This window comes from Pseudomonas sp. SWRI51 (assembly GCF_014268825.1).
In the GTDB taxonomy this organism is placed as follows: domain Bacteria; phylum Pseudomonadota; class Gammaproteobacteria; order Pseudomonadales; family Pseudomonadaceae; genus Aquipseudomonas; species Aquipseudomonas farsensis.
Genome location: NZ_JABWRG010000004.1, coordinates 98,833 through 117,253, shown reverse-complemented (window position 1 = coordinate 117,253; position 18,421 = coordinate 98,833). Strand labels below are relative to the sequence as shown.

Annotated in this window: 12 protein-coding genes; 9 read left to right on the top strand and 3 right to left on the bottom strand. The window is 63.3% G+C overall.

The genetic code is table 11. The features are described from left to right. Positions 1 to 4: 4 nt before the first annotated feature. The gene (gene glgX / locus HU720_RS02910) at positions 5 to 2,158 is read left to right on the top strand and encodes a glycogen debranching protein GlgX (protein WP_186517095.1); all 2,154 of its coding nucleotides are present in this window, start codon (positions 5 to 7) and stop codon (positions 2,156 to 2,158) included. A gap of 375 nt (positions 2,159 to 2,533) precedes the next feature. Then, positions 2,534 to 3,601: an autotransporter outer membrane beta-barrel domain-containing protein gene (locus tag HU720_RS02905; RefSeq protein WP_186517094.1), complete on the top strand. Its 1,068-nt coding sequence runs from the start codon at positions 2,534 to 2,536 to the stop codon at positions 3,599 to 3,601. Positions 3,602 to 3,763: 162 nt separating this feature from the next. On the opposite strand, the gene glgB is transcribed toward HU720_RS02905, so the two are convergent. From glgB to HU720_RS02890, 3 genes are all read right to left on the bottom strand, one after another. Further along, positions 3,764 to 5,974 (bottom strand): 1,4-alpha-glucan branching protein GlgB, encoded by a 2,211-nt coding sequence (gene glgB / locus HU720_RS02900; RefSeq protein ID WP_186517092.1) that lies wholly within the window; start codon positions 5,972 to 5,974, stop codon positions 3,764 to 3,766. A gap of 73 nt (positions 5,975 to 6,047) precedes the next feature. Then, entirely contained in the window at positions 6,048 to 9,365 is a 3,318-nt protein-coding gene (gene treS, locus HU720_RS02895; protein WP_186517090.1) for a maltose alpha-D-glucosyltransferase, read from the bottom strand. Between the two features lie 28 nt (positions 9,366 to 9,393). Further along, positions 9,394 to 11,412, bottom strand: coding sequence for an alpha-1,4-glucan--maltose-1-phosphate maltosyltransferase (locus tag HU720_RS02890; protein WP_186517087.1), 2,019 nt, complete (start codon positions 11,410 to 11,412; stop codon positions 9,394 to 9,396). 141 nt (positions 11,413 to 11,553) lie between these two features. Between HU720_RS02890 and HU720_RS02885 the strand changes: the two genes are divergently transcribed. From HU720_RS02885 to HU720_RS02855, 7 genes are all read left to right on the top strand, one after another. Then, positions 11,554 to 11,709: a hypothetical protein gene (locus HU720_RS02885; RefSeq protein ID WP_186517085.1), complete on the top strand. Its 156-nt coding sequence runs from the start codon at positions 11,554 to 11,556 to the stop codon at positions 11,707 to 11,709. A 112-nt stretch (positions 11,710 to 11,821) separates the two neighbouring features. Next, entirely contained in the window at positions 11,822 to 12,073 is a 252-nt protein-coding gene (locus tag HU720_RS02880; RefSeq protein ID WP_186517083.1) for a phosphopantetheine-binding protein, read from the top strand. A 148-nt stretch (positions 12,074 to 12,221) separates the two neighbouring features. Then, positions 12,222 to 12,470: a phosphopantetheine-binding protein gene (locus HU720_RS02875; RefSeq protein ID WP_186517081.1), complete on the top strand. Its 249-nt coding sequence runs from the start codon at positions 12,222 to 12,224 to the stop codon at positions 12,468 to 12,470. Positions 12,471 to 12,648: 178 nt separating this feature from the next. Then, positions 12,649 to 13,812, top strand: coding sequence for an isovaleryl-CoA dehydrogenase (locus HU720_RS02870; protein WP_186517079.1), 1,164 nt, complete (start codon positions 12,649 to 12,651; stop codon positions 13,810 to 13,812). 71 nt (positions 13,813 to 13,883) lie between these two features. After that, complete coding sequence (locus tag HU720_RS02865) at positions 13,884 to 15,488, top strand: carboxyl transferase domain-containing protein (RefSeq protein WP_186517078.1); 1,605 nt, start codon at positions 13,884 to 13,886, stop codon at positions 15,486 to 15,488. A 3-nt stretch (positions 15,489 to 15,491) separates the two neighbouring features. Next, entirely contained in the window at positions 15,492 to 16,307 is an 816-nt protein-coding gene (locus HU720_RS02860) for a gamma-carboxygeranoyl-CoA hydratase (protein ID WP_186517077.1), read from the top strand. Next, a complete protein-coding gene (locus tag HU720_RS02855; protein ID WP_186517076.1) occupies positions 16,304 to 18,253 on the top strand; it encodes an acetyl/propionyl/methylcrotonyl-CoA carboxylase subunit alpha in 1,950 nt (649 codons plus the stop codon). Before HU720_RS02860 ends, HU720_RS02855 begins: the two co-directional genes overlap by 4 nt. Positions 18,254 to 18,421 lie beyond the last annotated feature (168 nt).

Below are 18,421 nucleotides of genomic sequence, written 5' to 3'. Positions count from 1 at the left end.
TGCCATGAACCCCCGTACCCACAAGAAAACCCGCTCCGTTGCCCCGTCGCGCATTCGTGAGGGCCTGCCCTTCCCGCTCGGCGCCAACTGGGATGGGCTGGGCGTCAATTTTGCGCTGTTCTCGGCAAACGCCACCAAAGTCGAACTGTGCCTGTTCGACTCCACGGGCGAAAACGAGCTCGAACGCATCGAACTGCCGGAGTACACCGATGAGATCTACCACGGCTACCTGCCCGATGCGCATCCTGGGCTGGTGTACGGCTACCGCGTCTACGGCCCTTACGAGCCGCAGAACGGCCACCGTTTCAACCCCAACAAGCTGCTGATCGACCCTTATGCCAAGCAACTGGTTGGCGAGTTGAAATGGTCCGAAGCGCTATTTGGCTACACCATTGGCCACCCCGATGACGACCTGTCATTCGATGAACGCGACAGCGCGCCATTCGTGCCTAAATGCAAGGTGATCGACCCGGCGTTTACCTGGGGCCGCGACCAACGTGTGTCGGTGCCGTGGGAGCGCACGATCATCTACGAAGCCCACACCCGTGGCATCAGCATGCGCCACCCGGCGGTGCCCGAGGAGCTGCGTGGCACCTTCGCAGGGCTGGCCAACGACGAACTGCTCAAGCACATCAAAGAGCTTGGCGTATCGAGCATCGAGCTGTTGCCGATCCACGCCTTCGTCAATGACCAGCACCTGCTGGACAAGGGCCTGAACAACTACTGGGGCTACAACAGCATTGCGTTTTTCGCCCCGCACCCGAAGTACCTGGCCAGTGGCAAGATTGCCGAATTCAAGGAAATGGTCGCGCACCTTCACGATGCCGGCCTTGAAGTGATTCTGGACGTGGTCTACAACCACACCGCCGAAGGCAACGAGCGCGGCCCGACCCTGTCGATGCGCGGTATCGACAACGCCTCGTACTACCGCCTGATGCCCGACGACAAGCGTTACTACATCAACGATTCCGGCACCGGCAACACCCTGGACCTGAGCCACCCCTGCGTGCTGCAACTGGTCACCGACTCACTGCGCTATTGGGCCGGCGAGATGCACGTGGACGGTTTCCGCTTCGACCTGGCGACCATTCTAGGCCGTTACCACGATGGTTACAGCGAGCGACACGGCTTCCTCGTGGCCTGCCGCCAGGACCCGATGCTGAGCCAGGTCAAACTGATTGCCGAACCTTGGGACTGCGGCCCCGGCGGTTACCAGGTGGGCAATTTCGCCCCAGGCTGGGCGGAATGGAACGACCGCTTCCGCGACACCGTGCGCAGCTTCTGGAAAGGTGATGAGGGCAAGCTTGCCGATTTTGCCGCGCGCATTACGGCTTCTGGCGACCTGTTCAACAACCGTGGCCGGCGCCCCTATGCCTCGGTCAACTTCATCACTGCCCACGACGGTTTCACCTTGCGCGACCTGGTGTCGTACAACGAAAAGCACAACGAGGACAACGACGAAAACAACCAGGACGGCACCGACAACAACCTGTCGTGGAACTGCGGCGCCGAAGGCCCCACCGATGACGAGGCGATCAATGCCTTGCGCATGCGCCAGATGCGCAATTTCTTCGCCACCTTGCTGCTGTCGCAAGGCACGCCCATGATCGTCGCCGGGGACGAATTCAGCCGCACCCAGCACGGCAACAACAACGCCTATTGCCAGGACAGCGAGATCGGCTGGGTGAATTGGGACATAGACGAAGAAGGCCAGCACTTGCTGGCATTCGTCAAACGCCTCAACCGCCTGCGCCTCAAATACCCGATCCTGCGCCGCTCACGCTTCCTGGTGGGCGACTACAACGAGGCGATTGGCGTCAAGGACGTGACCTGGCTTGCGCCCGACGGCAATGAGATGAGCGTCGAGCAGTGGGAGGACCCGCATGGTCGTTGCCTTGGCATGCTCATGGACGGCCGCGCGCAGGTCAGCGGTATCGCCCGGCCAGGGGCCGAAGCGACCATGCTGCTGATCGTCAACGCCTACCATGACGTGGTGCCATTCACCCTGCCCCAGGTGCCAGAGGGCGAGTACTGGAGCTGCCTCATCGATACCGACCGACCGGAGCTGCGCAAGGCTCAGCGCCTGGAATTCGATACCGAGTTCCAGGTGCAAGGCCGCTCGGTGCTGCTGATGGTGCTGCAACGCGAGGAAGAGTGACCGGTAGACGGGGGCGGTAACGCCCCCGTCTTTTGCAGGACGCCGGTGCGCCCTAGCAATGATTCGGCATAGCCAGCAGCGGCGAAATAACCTACGCCCATATCCACCCCCCAATCCCCTTCCCAATCAATACATTGGCGCCCTTCACGCGCTGTGCACGCGCATTTCACAGCTTCTTGACGCAAGCGCGGCTGTCTCCTTAGCTGAACAGAACCAACAACGGTAATAAAACGTTCCGGGCCTCTAGCTCGCGTCTTTGCGCGTGTTCACGAAAGGCCGGGGCGCTGGTCTTTGTCGCCTCCTGTTTTGTCGTCAGCTCAGTGACATCACGCCAGGTAGTGGTTGTTCAACCCCACGACAAACAGGAGATCCGCCATGACCCACACTTCGAACACCCGGCGTTGTGAGGCTGTTTTCTGTGCATCATTGCTGTTTTCGCTACCGGTGCAGACGTTTGCCTTCGATGAGCAGGAACGCGAGCCCTTCAGCCGGTATCTGGATGTACCGGCCACGCCTACCCTGTCGCTCGACCCCCTCAATGCCAACGGCCTGACCCAGGGTATGCTCACGGCCTTCAGCGAGCGGATGGGCGAGCGCCATGGCCAGAGCGCCCCAGACCTGATCGCCAGCCAATGGGCGCAGTTTTTCCCCAGTGCGCCACAACCCGGTGGCCAGGCGCCGGCGCATCTGGAGGCGCCCAGCCAGCAGATGATGGTAGGGCCTGACCTGTTCGTGCGTGAAACCGCTGGCGGCAATGTGCACCGGGCCGGGATCTTCGTCGGCCAAAACAACCTGCAGAGCAGCTTCAATGGCATGCGCCCGTTGCTCGGTGACAAGCAGCGCAATGCGGTCAACCTCAGCGGCGAGAGCCTTGGGGTGTACTGGAGCATGACCCATGCCCAGGGCTGGCACGTGGATGCCGTGGCCATGGGGTCGCGGATCGATGTCAATGGCCGTTCCGAGGGCGGCCAGCGGGTCGATGACAGCGGGCATGCCATGACCTTTTCGGTGGAAGGCGGTTTTCCCATTGGTCTGGGCGACCACTGGGTGATCGAGCCCCAGGCCCAGTTGATCAACCAGCAGTTCTTCCCCGGCAGCCAGGTACAGGAGGAGACACTGAAGGCCTTTGACAGCCAGCCGAGCTGGAGCGGCCGGGTGGGGGCGAAACTGTCGGCGCGTTATGAGGTACGCGGCATGCCGATTGAACCCTATGTGCGCACCAACGTGTGGTACGACTTCAGCAACTACGACACGGTCAAGCTCGATGAAGTGGACAAGATCTCAAGCTCGCGCAGCGCGGCGACCGTGGAATTGGGCTTGGGGCTGGTGGCGCGGGTCACGCCGAATGTGGCGCTGTTTGTCAGCGCCGATTACAGCAGTGATGTCGATGACAACGACCTGAACGGGCTGATTGGCAGCCTGGGGGTGAGGATGCGGTGGTAGGAACGATCGGCTTCTTGCCGCACTTGTAGGAGCGGCCTTATGTCGCGAAAGGGCTGCGTAGCAGCCCCCGGGATTTTGTGTGAGACAGAGATCCTGGGGCTGCTACGCAGCCCTTTCGCGACATAAGGCCGCTCCTACAGTGAACGTGTGAAGGCCGGGGCGTCAGGCCGGCTTCATCACCAGAACCCCCAGCGGCGGCAGGTTCAACGACAGCGACAGCGGCTGGCCGTGGCTGGCAATCGCATCACTGGCTACCGCCCCAAGGTTGCCAACGTTGGAGCCGGCATACAGCTCGGCATCACTGTTGAGCAACTCCTGCCACTGTTCGCCAAACGGTACACCAATGCGATACCCCTCGCGCGGCACCGGGGTGAAGTTGGCGACCACCAGCAACGGCTCACCCTGGCTGCTCCAACGCAACCAGGCATACACGCTGTTCTGCGCATCATCGCCAATCAGCCACTGGAAGCCCTGGGGCTGGCAATCCTGCTCGTGCAGCGCCGGCAGCTCGCGATACAAACGGTTGAGGTCGCCGACCAGCTTCTGCACCCCTTGGTGCTCGGGGTACTGCAGCAGGTACCAGTCCAACTGCTGATCATGGTTCCACTCACGCCACTGGCCGAACTCGCAGCCCATGAACAGTAGCTTCTTGCCGGGGTGGGTCCACATGAACGCAAGGTAGGCACGCAGGTTGGCGAATTTCTGCCAACGGTCACCGGGCATCTTGTCGATCAGCGAGTGCTTGCCGTGCACCACCTCATCGTGGGAGATGGGCAGGATGAAGTGCTCGGAATACGCGTAGATCAGCCCGAAGCTCAGCTCGTTGTGATGATGGTTGCGATGCACCGGGTCGTTCTGGATGTAATGCAGCGTGTCGTGCATCCAGCCCATGTTCCATTTGTAGGCAAAACCCAACCCGCCTTGCTGCACCGGCTGGCTGACGCCCGGCCATGCGGTGGATTCCTCGGCGATGATCAGCGCGCCTGGGGCCTCGTGGGCGGCCACTTGATTGAGGTGGCGGATAAAATCGATGGCCTCGAGGTTCTCGCGCCCGCCATGGCGGTTAGGCACCCACTCACCGGCCTTGCGCGAGTAGTCGCGGTACAGCATCGAGGCGACTGCGTCCACGCGCAGGCCGTCGATATGGAAGTGCCGGAGCCAATGCAGTGCCGAGGCCAGCATAAAACCGCGCACCTCGTTGCGCCCAAGGTTGTAGATGAGCGTGTTCCAGTCCTGGTGGAAGCCTTCGAGCGGGTTGTCGTACTCGTACAGCGCAGTGCCGTCGAAGCGTGCCAGGCCATGTTCGTCGGTGGGGAAATGCGCAGGCACCCAGTCCAGCAACACACCAATGCCGCCCTGGTGGCAGGCGTCGACGAAGAAGGCAAAGTCTTCGGCGCTGCCGTAGCGCGAGGTGGGCGCGAACATCGACAGCGGCTGATAGCCCCACGAGCCGCCGAACGGGTGCTCCATGATCGGCATCAGTTCGATGTGGGTGAAGCCCAGCTCTTGCACATAAGGCACCAGACGCTCGGCCAGTTCGCGCCAGTTGTAGAACCGCGCCACCTCGCCGGCATCGTCCAGTTCGCAGCGCCAGGAGCCGACGTGCAGCTCGTAGATCGACAGCGGCGCGTTGTAGGCGTGGCGATGGGCGCGCTGCTCAAGCCATTGCTGGTCCTGCCAGGCATGCGCCAGCGGGCCGGCTACCTTGGAGGCGGTGCTGGGCGGCAGCTCAGTGGCACGGGCCAGTGGGTCGGCCTTGAGCGGCAAAACACCTTCGGCGCCGAGCACTTCGTATTTGTAAGTTTCGCCTGCGGCCAGGCGCGGGATGAACAACTCCCACACCCCGGCGCCATGGCGCAGGCGCATGGGGTGGCGGCGGCCGTCCCAGTTGTTGAAGTCGCCCACTACCGACACGCGCCGGGCGTTGGGCGCCCACACCGAAAAGCACACCCCGTCGACACTGTCGACCTGCACCGGCTGGGCGCCAAAACGCCCGGCCAGGTCGCGGTGGTTGCCTTCGGCGAACAGGTGCATGTCCATGTCACCCAGTTGCGGGCCAAAGCTGTACGGGTCTTCGGTGACCTGCTCGCCGCCGGCCCAGGCAATCTGCAGCAGATAGGGATGAGCCTGCTGCACGTGGGCGGTGAAAAGCCCGGGCAACTTGCCCTGCTGCATCTGGGCCAGAGGCCGGCCATCGTCGCGGGCCAGCACTTGCACACTCAGGGCGTTGGGCAGGTAGGCCCGGATGTTCAGCCCGCCTGCACCATCGGGGTGCGGGCCGAGCACGGCGAACGGGTCGGCGTGCTCGGCGCTGGCCAGGGCATCGAGGTCCCGCTGCCGGAGGCCGCCGTTGTCACGCGTGGTTGCATTCATCTCACAGCCCCTTTCCATGTGTAGTTCAAAGCGATTGTCTGACGCTGCGGCGCAACGCCAGGTTCATTCAGGTTCATGCCTCGCCCCACGTACTGATCAACCAATGCAAGCCATGCAAAGGTACGGCCAGCCAGCCTGGCCGGTTTTCGGCCTCGTAGGTGATCTCGTAGGCGGCTTTTTCCAGGCAGAACAGCTCCAGCGCCGCGCGCTCGCCCTCGGCGTGCTGCCACGCGTGGGGCATGGCGGCCGTGGCCAAGCCATAGGCTTCGACAAAGGCATGCCTGGATTGGTGCAGGTATTGCCGGGCGACGCGCTGGCGAGCCTGGCCGGCGGCGTCCGACAGGTCGACCGCCGAGGCGCTGCGCAAAATCATCGCAGCAGCATAGTCGAACGAGCGCAGCACGCCGCTGACGTCCTTGTACGGGCTGTGTCTGGCCCGCCGCTCTTCAAGAGGCCGCGCCGGCTCACCCTCGAAGTCGATCAGATAGGCATCGCCCTGCACCACCAGCACCTGACCCAAGTGCAGGTCGCCATGAACCCGCATCAAAAGACCGCCTTCAGCCTGCCGCGCCAGGTTGGCAATGTGCTGGGCGAGCCCTGCGCGCTGTTGCTGCAGGTCGTCGACCAGCGCCTGGCTATCGGGTGCGAGGTTGTCGCGGTGCTGGGCCAACAGGTCGAGGGCATGCTCCAGCTCGGCGTTGATCTGCGTGCTCCAGCGTTCGCTGTCCTCGGCAGTGCTGGGCCGTGGTGCAAAGGCCGTATCGTCTGTTGGAGCGCCCAGCAACAGGTGCATCTCGCCAAGGCGCTGGCCGAGCAGGCCGGCGAAGGCGCCAAGTTCGGCCAGTGCATCGGTATGGGCCTCCTGCTGGTGGCTGGACGGCTCCATCTCATCGCGAATAGCGCGTTCGAGGGTGTTCTGTGTCCAGGCCCAGGCATCACCTTGGTTGCTCAGGTAACCCTGGGCAATCATCAGCAGGTGCGGCTGCTCCGCTGCATCGACGCGGCTGACCCAGGCCAGCAACGGCGAGATATTGGCAAAGCCTGCTTCGGTCAGGTACGCGCTCATTTCAAGTTCGGGGTGAATACCAGGGTTGACCCGGCGGATCAGCTTGAGCACCACGCAACCGCCGACCACCACCGAACTGTTGGACTGCTCGGCGCTCAGGTAGCGCACTTCGCTTTCATCGTTCAGACCCAGCACTGCCAATTGCTCGGTGCATTCGAAATGCAACTCCCCCAGGCCCTCGCCGCACGGCAGCCGCAGGCCGTCCTGGCAGCCACGCAACACCGCGCGGATGAAAGGCTCAAGGACAAAAGCATCGGTAATCAGCCCCACCTGCCGGCCACGACGTACCCGCGCCAGCGCCAGTTGCTGCGGCAAGGCAGCGTTGATCTGGTCTTCGGGCAGCAAGCCGAATGGCAACTGGTAGTGGGTAACCACGCCATCGCTGTGCACCTCGAACTCGCTGAGCAGCACCGGCAACGCCGAAGTGGCCAGGCGCACGCCGTAACTCAGGCGCACCTGGTCGATAGGCCCTTCCTTGCCGGCGAACCAGCGCCGTTTAGGCAAGTATTGCGGCAGGATCGTTCGTTGCAGGGTGTCGCGTGGCTGGGCTTCGAGCAGTTCTTCCATACGTTTGCGCAGCACCAGGGTTTCGAGCTCCGGCAGGCTCTCGGCGGGCTGGATGTGCCAGCTGGGCATGCGGTCATGGGCAGCCAGCACGAACCAGTAGAAGCCATACGGGGCCAGGGTGAGCAGAAACGGCAACTGGCCGATCGGTGGGAACGCGCTGCCGCCGAGCATCTCCACCGGCACCCGGTCGGCGTACTGCGACAGTTCAAGCTCTGCTGCCTGGGCGGCGCGTGACACGTTGGCCACGCACAGGACGATCTCGGTATGGCCCTCGGCGTCGGTGTATTCGCGAATGTACGCAAGGATGCGCCGGTTGCTGGGGCTGAGCATTTTCAGGCTGCCACGCCCAAAGGCTTTTTGCTGGTTACGCACTGCCAACAGCCGGCGGTTCCAGTTCAGCAGCGAATGCGGGTCGTGGGCCTGCGCTTCGACGTTGATGGTCTGGTAGCCATACAAAGGGTCCATGACCGGCGGCAGCACCAGGCGCTGCGGGTCGGCCCGCGAGAAGCCGCCGTTGCGGTCCGGCGACCACTGCATGGGTGTGCGCACGCCGTCGCGGTCGCCCAGGTAGATATTGTCGCCCATGCCTAGCTCGTCGCCGTAGTACAGCGTGGGCGTGCCGGGCATCGACAGCAGCAGGCTGGTCAGCAGCTCGATGCGCCGCCGATCGCGCTGCAGCAGCGGCGCCAGGCGGCGGCGAATGCCCAGGTTGATACGCGCGCGGCGGTCCTCGGCGTAGTGGTTCCACAGGTAGTCGCGCTCACGGTCGGTGACCATTTCCAGGGTCAGCTCATCGTGGTTGCGCAGGAAGATCGCCCATTGGCAATTGGCGGGTATTTCCGGGGTCTGGCGCAGGATGTCGGTAATCGGGAAGCGGTCTTCCATGGCCAGCGCCATGTACATGCGCGGCATCAACGGGAAATGGAACGCCATGTGGCATTCATCGCCGTCGCCTTCACCGAAATACGGGCGCGTATCCTCGGGCCACTGGTTGGCTTCGGCCAACAGCATGCGGTCGGGGTAGTTGGCGTCGATTTCGGCGCGGATCGCCTTGAGTACGGCGTGGGTTTCCGGGAGGTTCTCGTTGTTGGTGCCGTCGCGTTCGATCAGGTACGGAATGGCATCCAGGCGCAGGCCATCGACCCCTAGGTCGAGCCAGAAACGCATCACCTCGATCACCGCCTTGAGCACCTGCGGGTTGTCGAAGTTCAGGTCCGGCTGATGGGAGTAAAACCGGTGCCAGAAGTACTGACCGGCCACCGGGTCCCAGGTCCAGTTGGACTTCTCGGTATCGAGAAAGATGATCCGCGTGCCGTCGTATTTGTGTTCATCATCCGACCACACGTAAAAATCCCGCGCCTTGCTGCCGCGCTTGGCGTGGCGCGCACGCTGGAACCACGGGTGCTGGTCGGAGGTGTGGTTGATGACAAGCTCCGTGATCACCCGCAGGTTGCGCTTGTGCGCCTCGGCAATGAAGCGCCGGGCATCGGCCATGCTGCCGTAGTCGGGGTGTACGGCCTTGTACTCGGCGATGTCATAGCCGTCGTCGCGCCGTGGCGAGGGGTAGAACGGCAGCAGCCACAGGGTGTTCACCCCCAGTTCGGCAATATAGTCGAGCTTGCTGATCAACCCGGCAAAATCGCCGATACCGTCGTTGTTGGCATCGAAAAACGACTTGATGTGCAATTGGTAGATCACCGCATCCTTGTACCAGAGCGGGTCATCGATGAACGCTGCCGGGCGGGAACGCTTGGCCATGTGCAACTCCTTTAAGTGCGCGGTGCGTCTAGCGCATTTTCTCGATGCGCCAGATGCCGAACGGCTGGTGCCAGGGCTCGATACGCATCCACTGGGTCTTGCCATGCCAGGCCCAGCGGTGGCCGGTCATCAGGTCTTCGCCTTGGGTGCTGGCGGTGTCGTCCAGCCCCAGCTCCCACAGCGGCAGCTCGAAATTGGCTTCCTGGGCGTTGTGCGGGTCAAGGCTGATGGCCACCAGCACGATGTTGTCGCGCGCAGGTGTCATTTTGGCGAAGTACAGGATCTGGTCGTTCCAGCAATTGAGGAACACCACCCCAAGGTGCGTCTGCAGGGCGCGGTTTTGCCGGCGTATGCGGTTGAGCTGGGCGATCTCGGCGACGATGTTGCCGGGGGCGGTGTAATCGCGCGGGCGAATTTCGTACTTTTCCGAGTCCAGGTATTCCTCCTTGCCCGGTAGCGCTGCCGCTTCGCACAGCTCAAAGCCTGAATACATGCCCCACAGCCCGGAGCCCATGGTTGCCAAAGCTGCGCGGATGAGAAAACCGGCGCGGCCAGAGTTGTGCAGGAAAAACGGGTTGATATCCGGGGTATTGACGAAGAAGTTCGGCCGGTAGCAGTGGCTCCAGGGCGGCTGGTTGAGTTCTTCGAAATACTCGCGCAGCTCTTGCTTGGTGTTGCGCCAGGTGAAATAGGTGTAGCTCTGGGCGTAGCCGACCTTGCCCAGCCGGGCCATCATCGCGGGCTTGGTAAAGGCCTCGGCGAGGAACAGCACCTCGGGGTACTGGCTGCGCACATTGGCGATCAGCCACTGCCAGAACGGCAAGGGCTTGGTGTGCGGGTTGTCGACGCGGAAGGTCTTGACCCCCTGCTCTACCCAGCCAATCACTACATCGCGCAGGGCCAGCCACAACCCCGGCACCGCGTCGGGCGCATAGAAGTCGACGTTGACGATGTCCTGGTACTTCTTCGGCGGGTTCTCGGCATAGCGGATGCTGCCGTCCGGGCGCCAGCTGAACCAGCCGGGGTGTTCCTTGAGCCACGGGTGGTCCTGGGAACACTGGATGGCAAAATCCAAGGCGATTTCCAAGCCATGTTCGGCGGCGGCGAGCACCAGCCGGCGGAAGTCCTCGCGGCTACCCAGTTGTGGGTGGATGGCATCGTGGCCACCCTCGGCACTGCCGATGGCGTAAGGGCTGCCAGGGTCATCGGGGCCGGCCTGCAAGGCGTTGTTACGGCCTTTGCGGTGCTGCTTGCCGATGGGGTGAATGGGCGGGAAGTACAGCACGTCGAAGCCCATGTCGCGGATCGCCGCCAGCCGCTTGTGCACATCGTTGAAAGTGCCGTGGCGCTCCGGGCTGTCGGTGACCGAGCGCGGGAACAGCTCGTACCAACTGGCAAATTGCGCCGCAGGGCGATCGACGTCCAGCGGGAACTCGCGGCTGCGGGTCAGGTAGCTGCGGTGTTCGGCTTCATTCATCAGGCGTGCGGTGTCGGCGTCAAGCAACTGCGCCACCTGCTCGTGCGGCGCAAGGCTTGGCAGGCGCTGCTGGATCTCCAGCAGTTGCTCATGCAGCAAGCCGTCGCTGCGCTCGATGCCTTTACCGAGCATCTGCCGGCCCTCTTCGAGTTCAAGGGTGACATCTACGCCAGCTGCGTACTTTTTCTCGAGGTCGTAACAATAGGTGGCGAACGGGTCGATCCACGCTTCGATGCTGAACAGGTGCAGGCCAAGCTCGGTGGGCGTGAATTCAGCCAGCCACAGGTCGTTGCCCGGCGACTGCATGGGCACGGCGTGCCAGCGCCGGCTGTGGGCCTGGCGCCAGTAAAGCATCACCGCCAGGCGGTCGTGGCCGTCGCTGTAGACCTTGGCGCTGGCCTGCACCGGCTGGCCGCTGATGGCCTTGGCGGCAAATGCGCCAGCGTCGAGCACGGGGCCGGCATCCTCGATCACGATGCGCGGCGCGAGCAACGCCTGGGACAGGCTGATGGCCTGGTCCGGATGATCCAAGGCCATTGGCACGCTTTCGAAGGGCTCGTTACCTGACATCGCACTCACTCCAGGGGGATTGTGGCGGTAAGGGTTCTGAGCCGTGAACGCGCGCGGGGGTTCAAAAAAACTGAGCGAAAGGCGCAAAGCACTTGTCGTAGCCTGCAGTACCTCTTCATTCATCCCGCGAGGTCAGGCCCCATGAACATTCCAGTGCCACCAGAGACTCCCGACCCGAACATCGACGAGCCACCCCTGCCGCCGCCGGTGCATGAGCCGGATGAATTGCCGATCAAGCCAACCGTGCCGCCTACCGTGGGTGACCCACCGAGCGAGGAGCCGCCGGTGAAGGTGTGAGGATAGACGGGTTGCCGCGCCTGGTTGGGCGGCACCTGATATTTTTGCCAGTAGCGAAGTCTTTGGGCGGGGTGCTCAATGACACTTCATGAACATGACGGAGATACTGGTAATGAGCGACGACCTGGAAACACGTGTTAAGGACTGCATTGCATCTGATATGAATCTGGACGCATCTGAGGTGAAGCCTACAGCCACTCTTCAGAAGGACCTCGAAGCCGATGAAGTTGCTCTCATGTCACTCAGGCTTGCCATCGAAGAAGAATTTGAAATAGAGCTAGATGACAAGACGTACGCGCGCCTTCTCGAAGCCAGCGCCACGGTCGCAGACGTAACGAAAATCGTGAAAAGCAAGCTTGCTTAGCGCTCAACACTAGGCGCCGTGTTTAGCTGTTGCGCCGTTTTTTCGCACAACGCATACCCCTAACTTGCGCGCAACTGACATTTCTATCAGTAGCCCCGCCCTGCCAATGCGCGTAACAAGACGCTCATCCCTATCGCCGATGAACGCCATGCCCGCCCACGACTCCATCACTACCACGCTTCTGCGCATCTTCGCGGCTCATTTGGAGCTGGAAGAAAAAGACCTTTTGAGCGACTTGAGCTTCCACGAATTGGGCGCTGACAGCATGGACATGGTCGAGATGCAGGCCCTGGTTGAGGAAGCACTTGGCATCCGGCTTCCGACACAAATCCCCACCCTCGTAGTTTTCAAAACCCTCGACCGACTGGTGCGCAAGGCGCTGGCCGCAAAAGCCTGACCCGTCCCAAACAGCCGGCTGGACAATTCACCCACTCAGGTTTACGTTAACGTAAAGGTGATCAAAAAAACGCCCTGTGGGGGCGGGCTTGCCCCGCAATTGCTAACGTAAACCACTGCCGCTTTGGCCCGGCAAGCCCGCCCCCACGAGCCATATCAAGAACAACAAGGTGCCGCTCATGCATTACCCAACCCTGAACTTCGCCCTGGGCGAGACCATCGACATGCTCCGCGACCAGGTCCGCCAATTTGTCGCAGCAGAACTGGCCCCGCGCGCCGCGCAAATCGATGAAGACAACCTGTTCCCCGCCGATATGTGGCGCAAGTTCGGCGACATGGGCCTGCTGGGCATCACCGTGTCTGAAGAGTACGGCGGCGCCGGCCTGGGCTACCTGGCGCATGTGGTATGCATGGAGGAAATCAGCCGCGGCTCGGCCTCGGTGGCGTTGTCCTATGGCGCGCACTCCAACCTGTGCGTGAACCAGATCAACCGCAACGGCAACGCGGCGCAAAAGGCCAAGTACCTGCCGGGCCTGATCAGCGGCGAGCACATCGGCGCGCTGGCCATGAGCGAGCCCAATGCCGGCTCCGACGTAGTGTCGATGAAGCTGCGCGCCGACAAGCGCGGCGACCATTACCTGCTCAACGGCAGCAAGACCTGGATCACCAACGGCCCCGACGCCAATACTTACGTGATCTACGCCAAGACTGACCTTGAACGCGGCGCCCATGGCATCACTGCGTTCATTGTCGAGCGCGACTGGAAAGGCTTCACCCGCAGCAACAAGTTCGACAAGCTCGGCATGCGCGGCTCCAACACCTGCGAGCTGTTCTTCGATGATGTCGAAGTGCCAGAAGAAAACATGCTTGGCCAGCTCAACAGCGGCGTAAAAGTGCTGATGAGCGGCCTGGATTACGAGCGCGTGGTGCTGGCCGGCGGCCCTACCGGCATCATGCAAAGCTGCATGGACCTGGTGGTGCCGTACATTCACGACCGCAAGCAGTTTGGCCAGAGCATCGGCGAGTTCCAGCTTATCCAGGGCAAGATCGCCGACATGTACACCCAGCTCAACGCCAGCCGCGCGTACCTGTATGCCGTGGCCCAGGCTTGCGACCGTGGCGAGACCACACGCAAGGATGCCGCCGGGGTGATCCTGTACAGCGCCGAGCGCGCCACGCAAATGGCCCTGGAGGCGATCCAGATTCTCGGTGGCAACGGCTACATCAACGAATTCCCAGCCGGGCGCCTGCTGCGCGATGCCAAGTTGTACGAGATCGGCGCGGGTACCAGCGAAATCCGCCGCATGCTGATCGGCCGCGAACTGTTCAACGAAACCCGCTGAACGCGGGTAGCCCACGCGTACCAAGCTTGCAGCTTGCCGGTTACAGCCTGGCCGCTGCCCAAGGACCTGCGATGATTCTGAAGTCTCAGTTGAACACCCGTGCGGCGGATTTCGCCGCCAACAGCGCCGCCATGCTGGAACAGGTCAATGCCCTGCGCAGCCTGCTTGCCCAAGTTGCCCAGGGCGGCGGGCAAAAGGCCCAGCAACGCCACACCTCGCGCGGCAAGTTACTGCCACGCGAACGTATCGACCGGCTGCTCGACCCGGGTTCGGCGTTTCTTGAAATCGGCCAGCTGGCAGCCCACCAGGTGTATGGCGAAGACGTGCCCGCTGCCGGCGTGATTGCCGGGATCGGCCGCATCGAGGGCGTGGAATGCATGATCGTGGCCAACGACGCCACGGTCAAAGGCGGCTCGTATTACCCGCTTACGGTCAAAAAGCACCTGCGCGCGCAGGCCATCGCCCTGCAGAATCGCCTGCCCTGCCTGTACCTGGTGGACTCAGGCGGCGCCAACCTGCCGCGCCAGGACGAGGTATTCCCTGACCGCGAGCACTTTGGCCGAATCTTCTTCAACCAGGCCAACATGAGCGCCTTGGGCATCCCGCAGATCGCCGTGGTAATGGGCTCGTGCACCGCTGGCGGCGCCTATGTGCCAGCCATGGCCGACGAGGCGATCATGGTGCGCCAGCAAGCGACCATCTTCCTCGCCGGCCCCCCGCTGGTGAAGGCCGCCACCGGTGAAGTGGTCAGCGCCGAGGACCTCGGCGGCGCCGATGTGCACTGCCGCACCAGCGGCGTCGCCGACCACTACGCCGAAGATGACGAACACGCCCTGGCCCTGGCCCGGCGCTGCGTGGCCAACCTCAACTGGCACAAGCTCGGCAGGCTGCAATGCCAGGCGCCGGTTGCCCCGCTGTACGACGCCAATGAGCTGTATGGCGTGGTGCCCGCCGAGGCCAAGCAGCCGTTTGATGTGCGCGAGGTGATCGCGCGGCTGGTCGACGGTTCGCAGTTCGATGAGTTCAAGGCCCTGTTCGGCACCACGCTGGTGTGTGGCTTTGCCCACCTGCACGGCTACCCGATCGCGATATTGGCCAACAACGGCATTTTGTTCGCAGAAGCTGCGCAAAAAGGTGCGCACTTCATCGAACTGGCCTGCCAGCGTGGCATCCCGCTAGTGTTCTTGCAGAACATCACAGGGTTCATGGTCGGCAAGAAATACGAAGAAGGCGGCATCGCCAAGCACGGCGCCAAGCTGGTGACCGCCGTGGCCTGCGCCCAGGTGCCTAAGTTCACGGTGATCATCGGCGGCAGTTTCGGTGCCGGCAACTACGGCATGTGCGGGCGCGCCTACGACCCGCGTTTTTTGTGGATGTGGCCAAACGCGCGCATTGGCGTGATGGGCGCCGAGCAAGCCGCCGGCGTGCTGGCCCAGGTCAAGCGCGAACAAAGCGAGCGCAGCGGCGAAGTGTTCAGCCTTGAGGACGAGCAGCGCCTCAAACAACCGATTCTCGATCAGTACGAGCAACAGGGCCACCCGTACTACTCAAGCGCAAGGCTGTGGGATGACGGCGTCATTGACCCGGCGCAAACCCGCGACGTGCTTGGCCTGGCGCTTTCCGCTGCGCTGAACGCCCCGATTGAACAGAGCCGTTTCGGCATCTTCCGGATGTGACCCATGAGCGATTTCGCCACCCTCGAACTGCACAAGGACCCTCGCGGCTTCGCCACCCTGTGGCTGAGCCGCGAGGACAAGAACAACGCCTTCAACGCCCAGATGATCCGCGAGCTGGTCGTGACCATTGAACAGCTTGGCAACGACGCTAGCCTGCGCTTTGTGCTGCTGCGTGCCCGTGGCCGGCACTTCAGCGCCGGGGCGGACCTGGCCTGGATGCAGCAGTCGGCTGCGCTGGACTTCAACACCAACCTGGACGACGCGCGCCAGTTGGGCGAGTTGATGTACGCCCTGCACCGGCTCAAGGTGCCGACCCTGGCGGTTGTCCAAGGCGCAGCCTACGGCGGCGCGCTGGGGCTGATCAGTTGCTGCGACATGGCCATTGGCGCCGATGATGCACAGTTTTGCCTGTCGGAGGTGCGCATTGGCCTGGCCCCGGCGGTCATCAGCCCGTTCGTGGTCAAGGCGATCGGCGAGCGCGCCGCACGCCGCTATGCGCTGACCGCCGAGCGTTTCAGCGCCGAGCGCGCCCGCGAACTGGGGCTGCTGGCCGAGGTGTACCCGGCCGCAGAGCTGCACGCGCAGGCCGAGGCGTGGATCGAAACCCTGCTGCAAAACAGCCCCCAGGCGCTGCGCGCCACCAAAGACCTGCTGCGCGAAGTGGATGACGGCGAACTGAGCCCGGCACTGCGCCGCTACTGCGAAAACGCCATCGCCCGCATTCGGGTCAGCGACGAGGGTCAGGAAGGGCTGCGCGCGTTCCTCGAAAAACGCCCGCCCAGCTGGCAAGCCAAGCCGCACAAGGAGCAGCAGCCATGAGCCGCGCAACCCTCACTACCCTGCTGGTGGCCAACCGTGGCGAGATCGCCTGCCGGGTGATGCGCACCGCCAAGGCCATGGGCCTGACCACCGTTGCCGTCCACAGCGCCATCGACCGCCACGCGCGGCACAGCCGCGAAGCCGATATCCGCGTCGACCTGGGCGGCAGCAAAGCCGCCGAGAGCTACCTGGTGATCGACAAGATCCTCGCGGCCGCCAAAGCCAGCGGCGCCCAGGCGATCCACCCAGGCTATGGTTTCCTGTCGGAAAATGCCGCCTTTGCCCGCGCCATTGAAGCGGCCGGGTTGATGTTCCTCGGCCCACCCGCCAGCGCCATCGATGCAATGGGCAGCAAGTCGGCGGCCAAAACGCTGATGCAGGCCGCTGGCGTACCGCTGGTGCCCGGCTACCATGGCCAGGCACAGGACCTGGACACCTTCCGCGAGGCGGCCGCAAGCATTGGCTACCCGGTGCTGCTCAAGGCCAGCGCCGGTGGCGGTGGCAAGGGCATGAAAGTGGTTGATGAGCCCAGCCAACTGGCCGATGCCCTGGCTTCGGCACAGCGCGAAGCCCAGGCCTCGTTCGGCGATGCGCACATGCTGGTGGAAAAATACGTGCTCAAGCCCCGGCACGTGGAGATTCAGGTATTCGCCGACCAGCACGGTAATTGCCTTTATTTGAACGAGCGCGACTGCTCGATCCAGCGCCGCCACCAAAAGGTGGTCGAGGAAGCCCCCGCGCCAGGCCTTGCGCCTGAGCTGCGCAAGGCCATGGGTGAGGCGGCAGTGCGCGCCGCCCAGGCCATCGGCTATGTCGGGGCTGGCACGGTGGAATTTCTGCTCGATGCCCGTGGCGAGTTCTTCTTCATGGAGATGAACACGCGGCTGCAGGTGGAGCACCCGGTCACCGAGGCGATTACCGGCCTGGACCTGGTTGCCTGGCAGATCCGCGTGGCCTGCGGCGAGCCGCTGCCGATCACCCAGGAGCAGGTGCCGCTCAATGGCCATGCCATCGAGGTGCGACTGTACGCCGAAGACCCGGCCAACGACTTTCTGCCGGCCACCGGCACCCTTGCGTTGTACCGTGAATCGGCGCCCGGCGCCGGGCGCCGTGTGGACAGCGGGGTCAGTGAGGGCGATGAAGTCTCGCCGTTCTACGACCCCATGCTGGGCAAGCTGATCGCGTGGGGCGTGGACCGTGAACAGGCGCGCCTGCGCCTGCTGGCAATGCTCGACGAGTTTGCTATCGGCGGGGTGAAAACCAACATCGCCTTCCTGCGCCGCATTCTCGCCCACCCAGGCTTTGCGGCGGCAGAACTGGACACAGGCTTCATTCCACGTCATCAACAGGTGCTGCTACCGGCCCCAGAGCCGCTGCCAGCGTTGTTCTGGGAGGCTGCCGCACAGGTCTGGTTGCAAAGCACTCCGGCCCTGCAACGCGAGGATGACCCGGCCTCGCCCTGGGCCACCCGCAACGGCCTGCGCCTGGGCTTGCCTGCGCGCAGCAGCGTGTATCTGCACAGCGACGGGCAGGCCCAGGCGGTTGCCGTTGAAGGTAACGCACCGAGCGCCTGGCAATTGGCCGGGGAGCAGTTGTGCCACGACCACGACGGCCTGCGCCGGCGCTACCTGGCGGTGCGTCGTGATGATGTGCTGTATCTGCACTGGCAAGGCGAGCTGCGTACGCTGCGCCAGCATGACCCGATAGCCGCTGCTGAAGCGGGCCCGGGGCACCATGGCGGGCTGGCAGCGCCGATGAACGGCAGCATCGTCAGGATGCTGGTGGAGCCTGGCCAGGTGGTTGCCGCAGGCGCGACGCTGGTGGTGCTGGAGGCGATGAAGATGGAGCACAGCATCCGCGCGGTTGAGGATGGCACGGTCAAGGGGCTGTTTTGCCAGGAGGGGGAGATGGTGAGCGAAGGGAGGGTGTTGGTGGAGATGGAGTGAGGGGACAGGCGACCTGCGGGGGCATCGAGGTGATCGAGTCAGGGCTGCCAAGTGTTTGCCGGAAGCCTTTCAGCGCCTACAAGATCGAGCGCCACCCGCGCGGCGCATCGCAGGCTATCGCCAGCTCCCACAGAGACCGTGCTCAACCGCAACATTGCTGGTTGGACC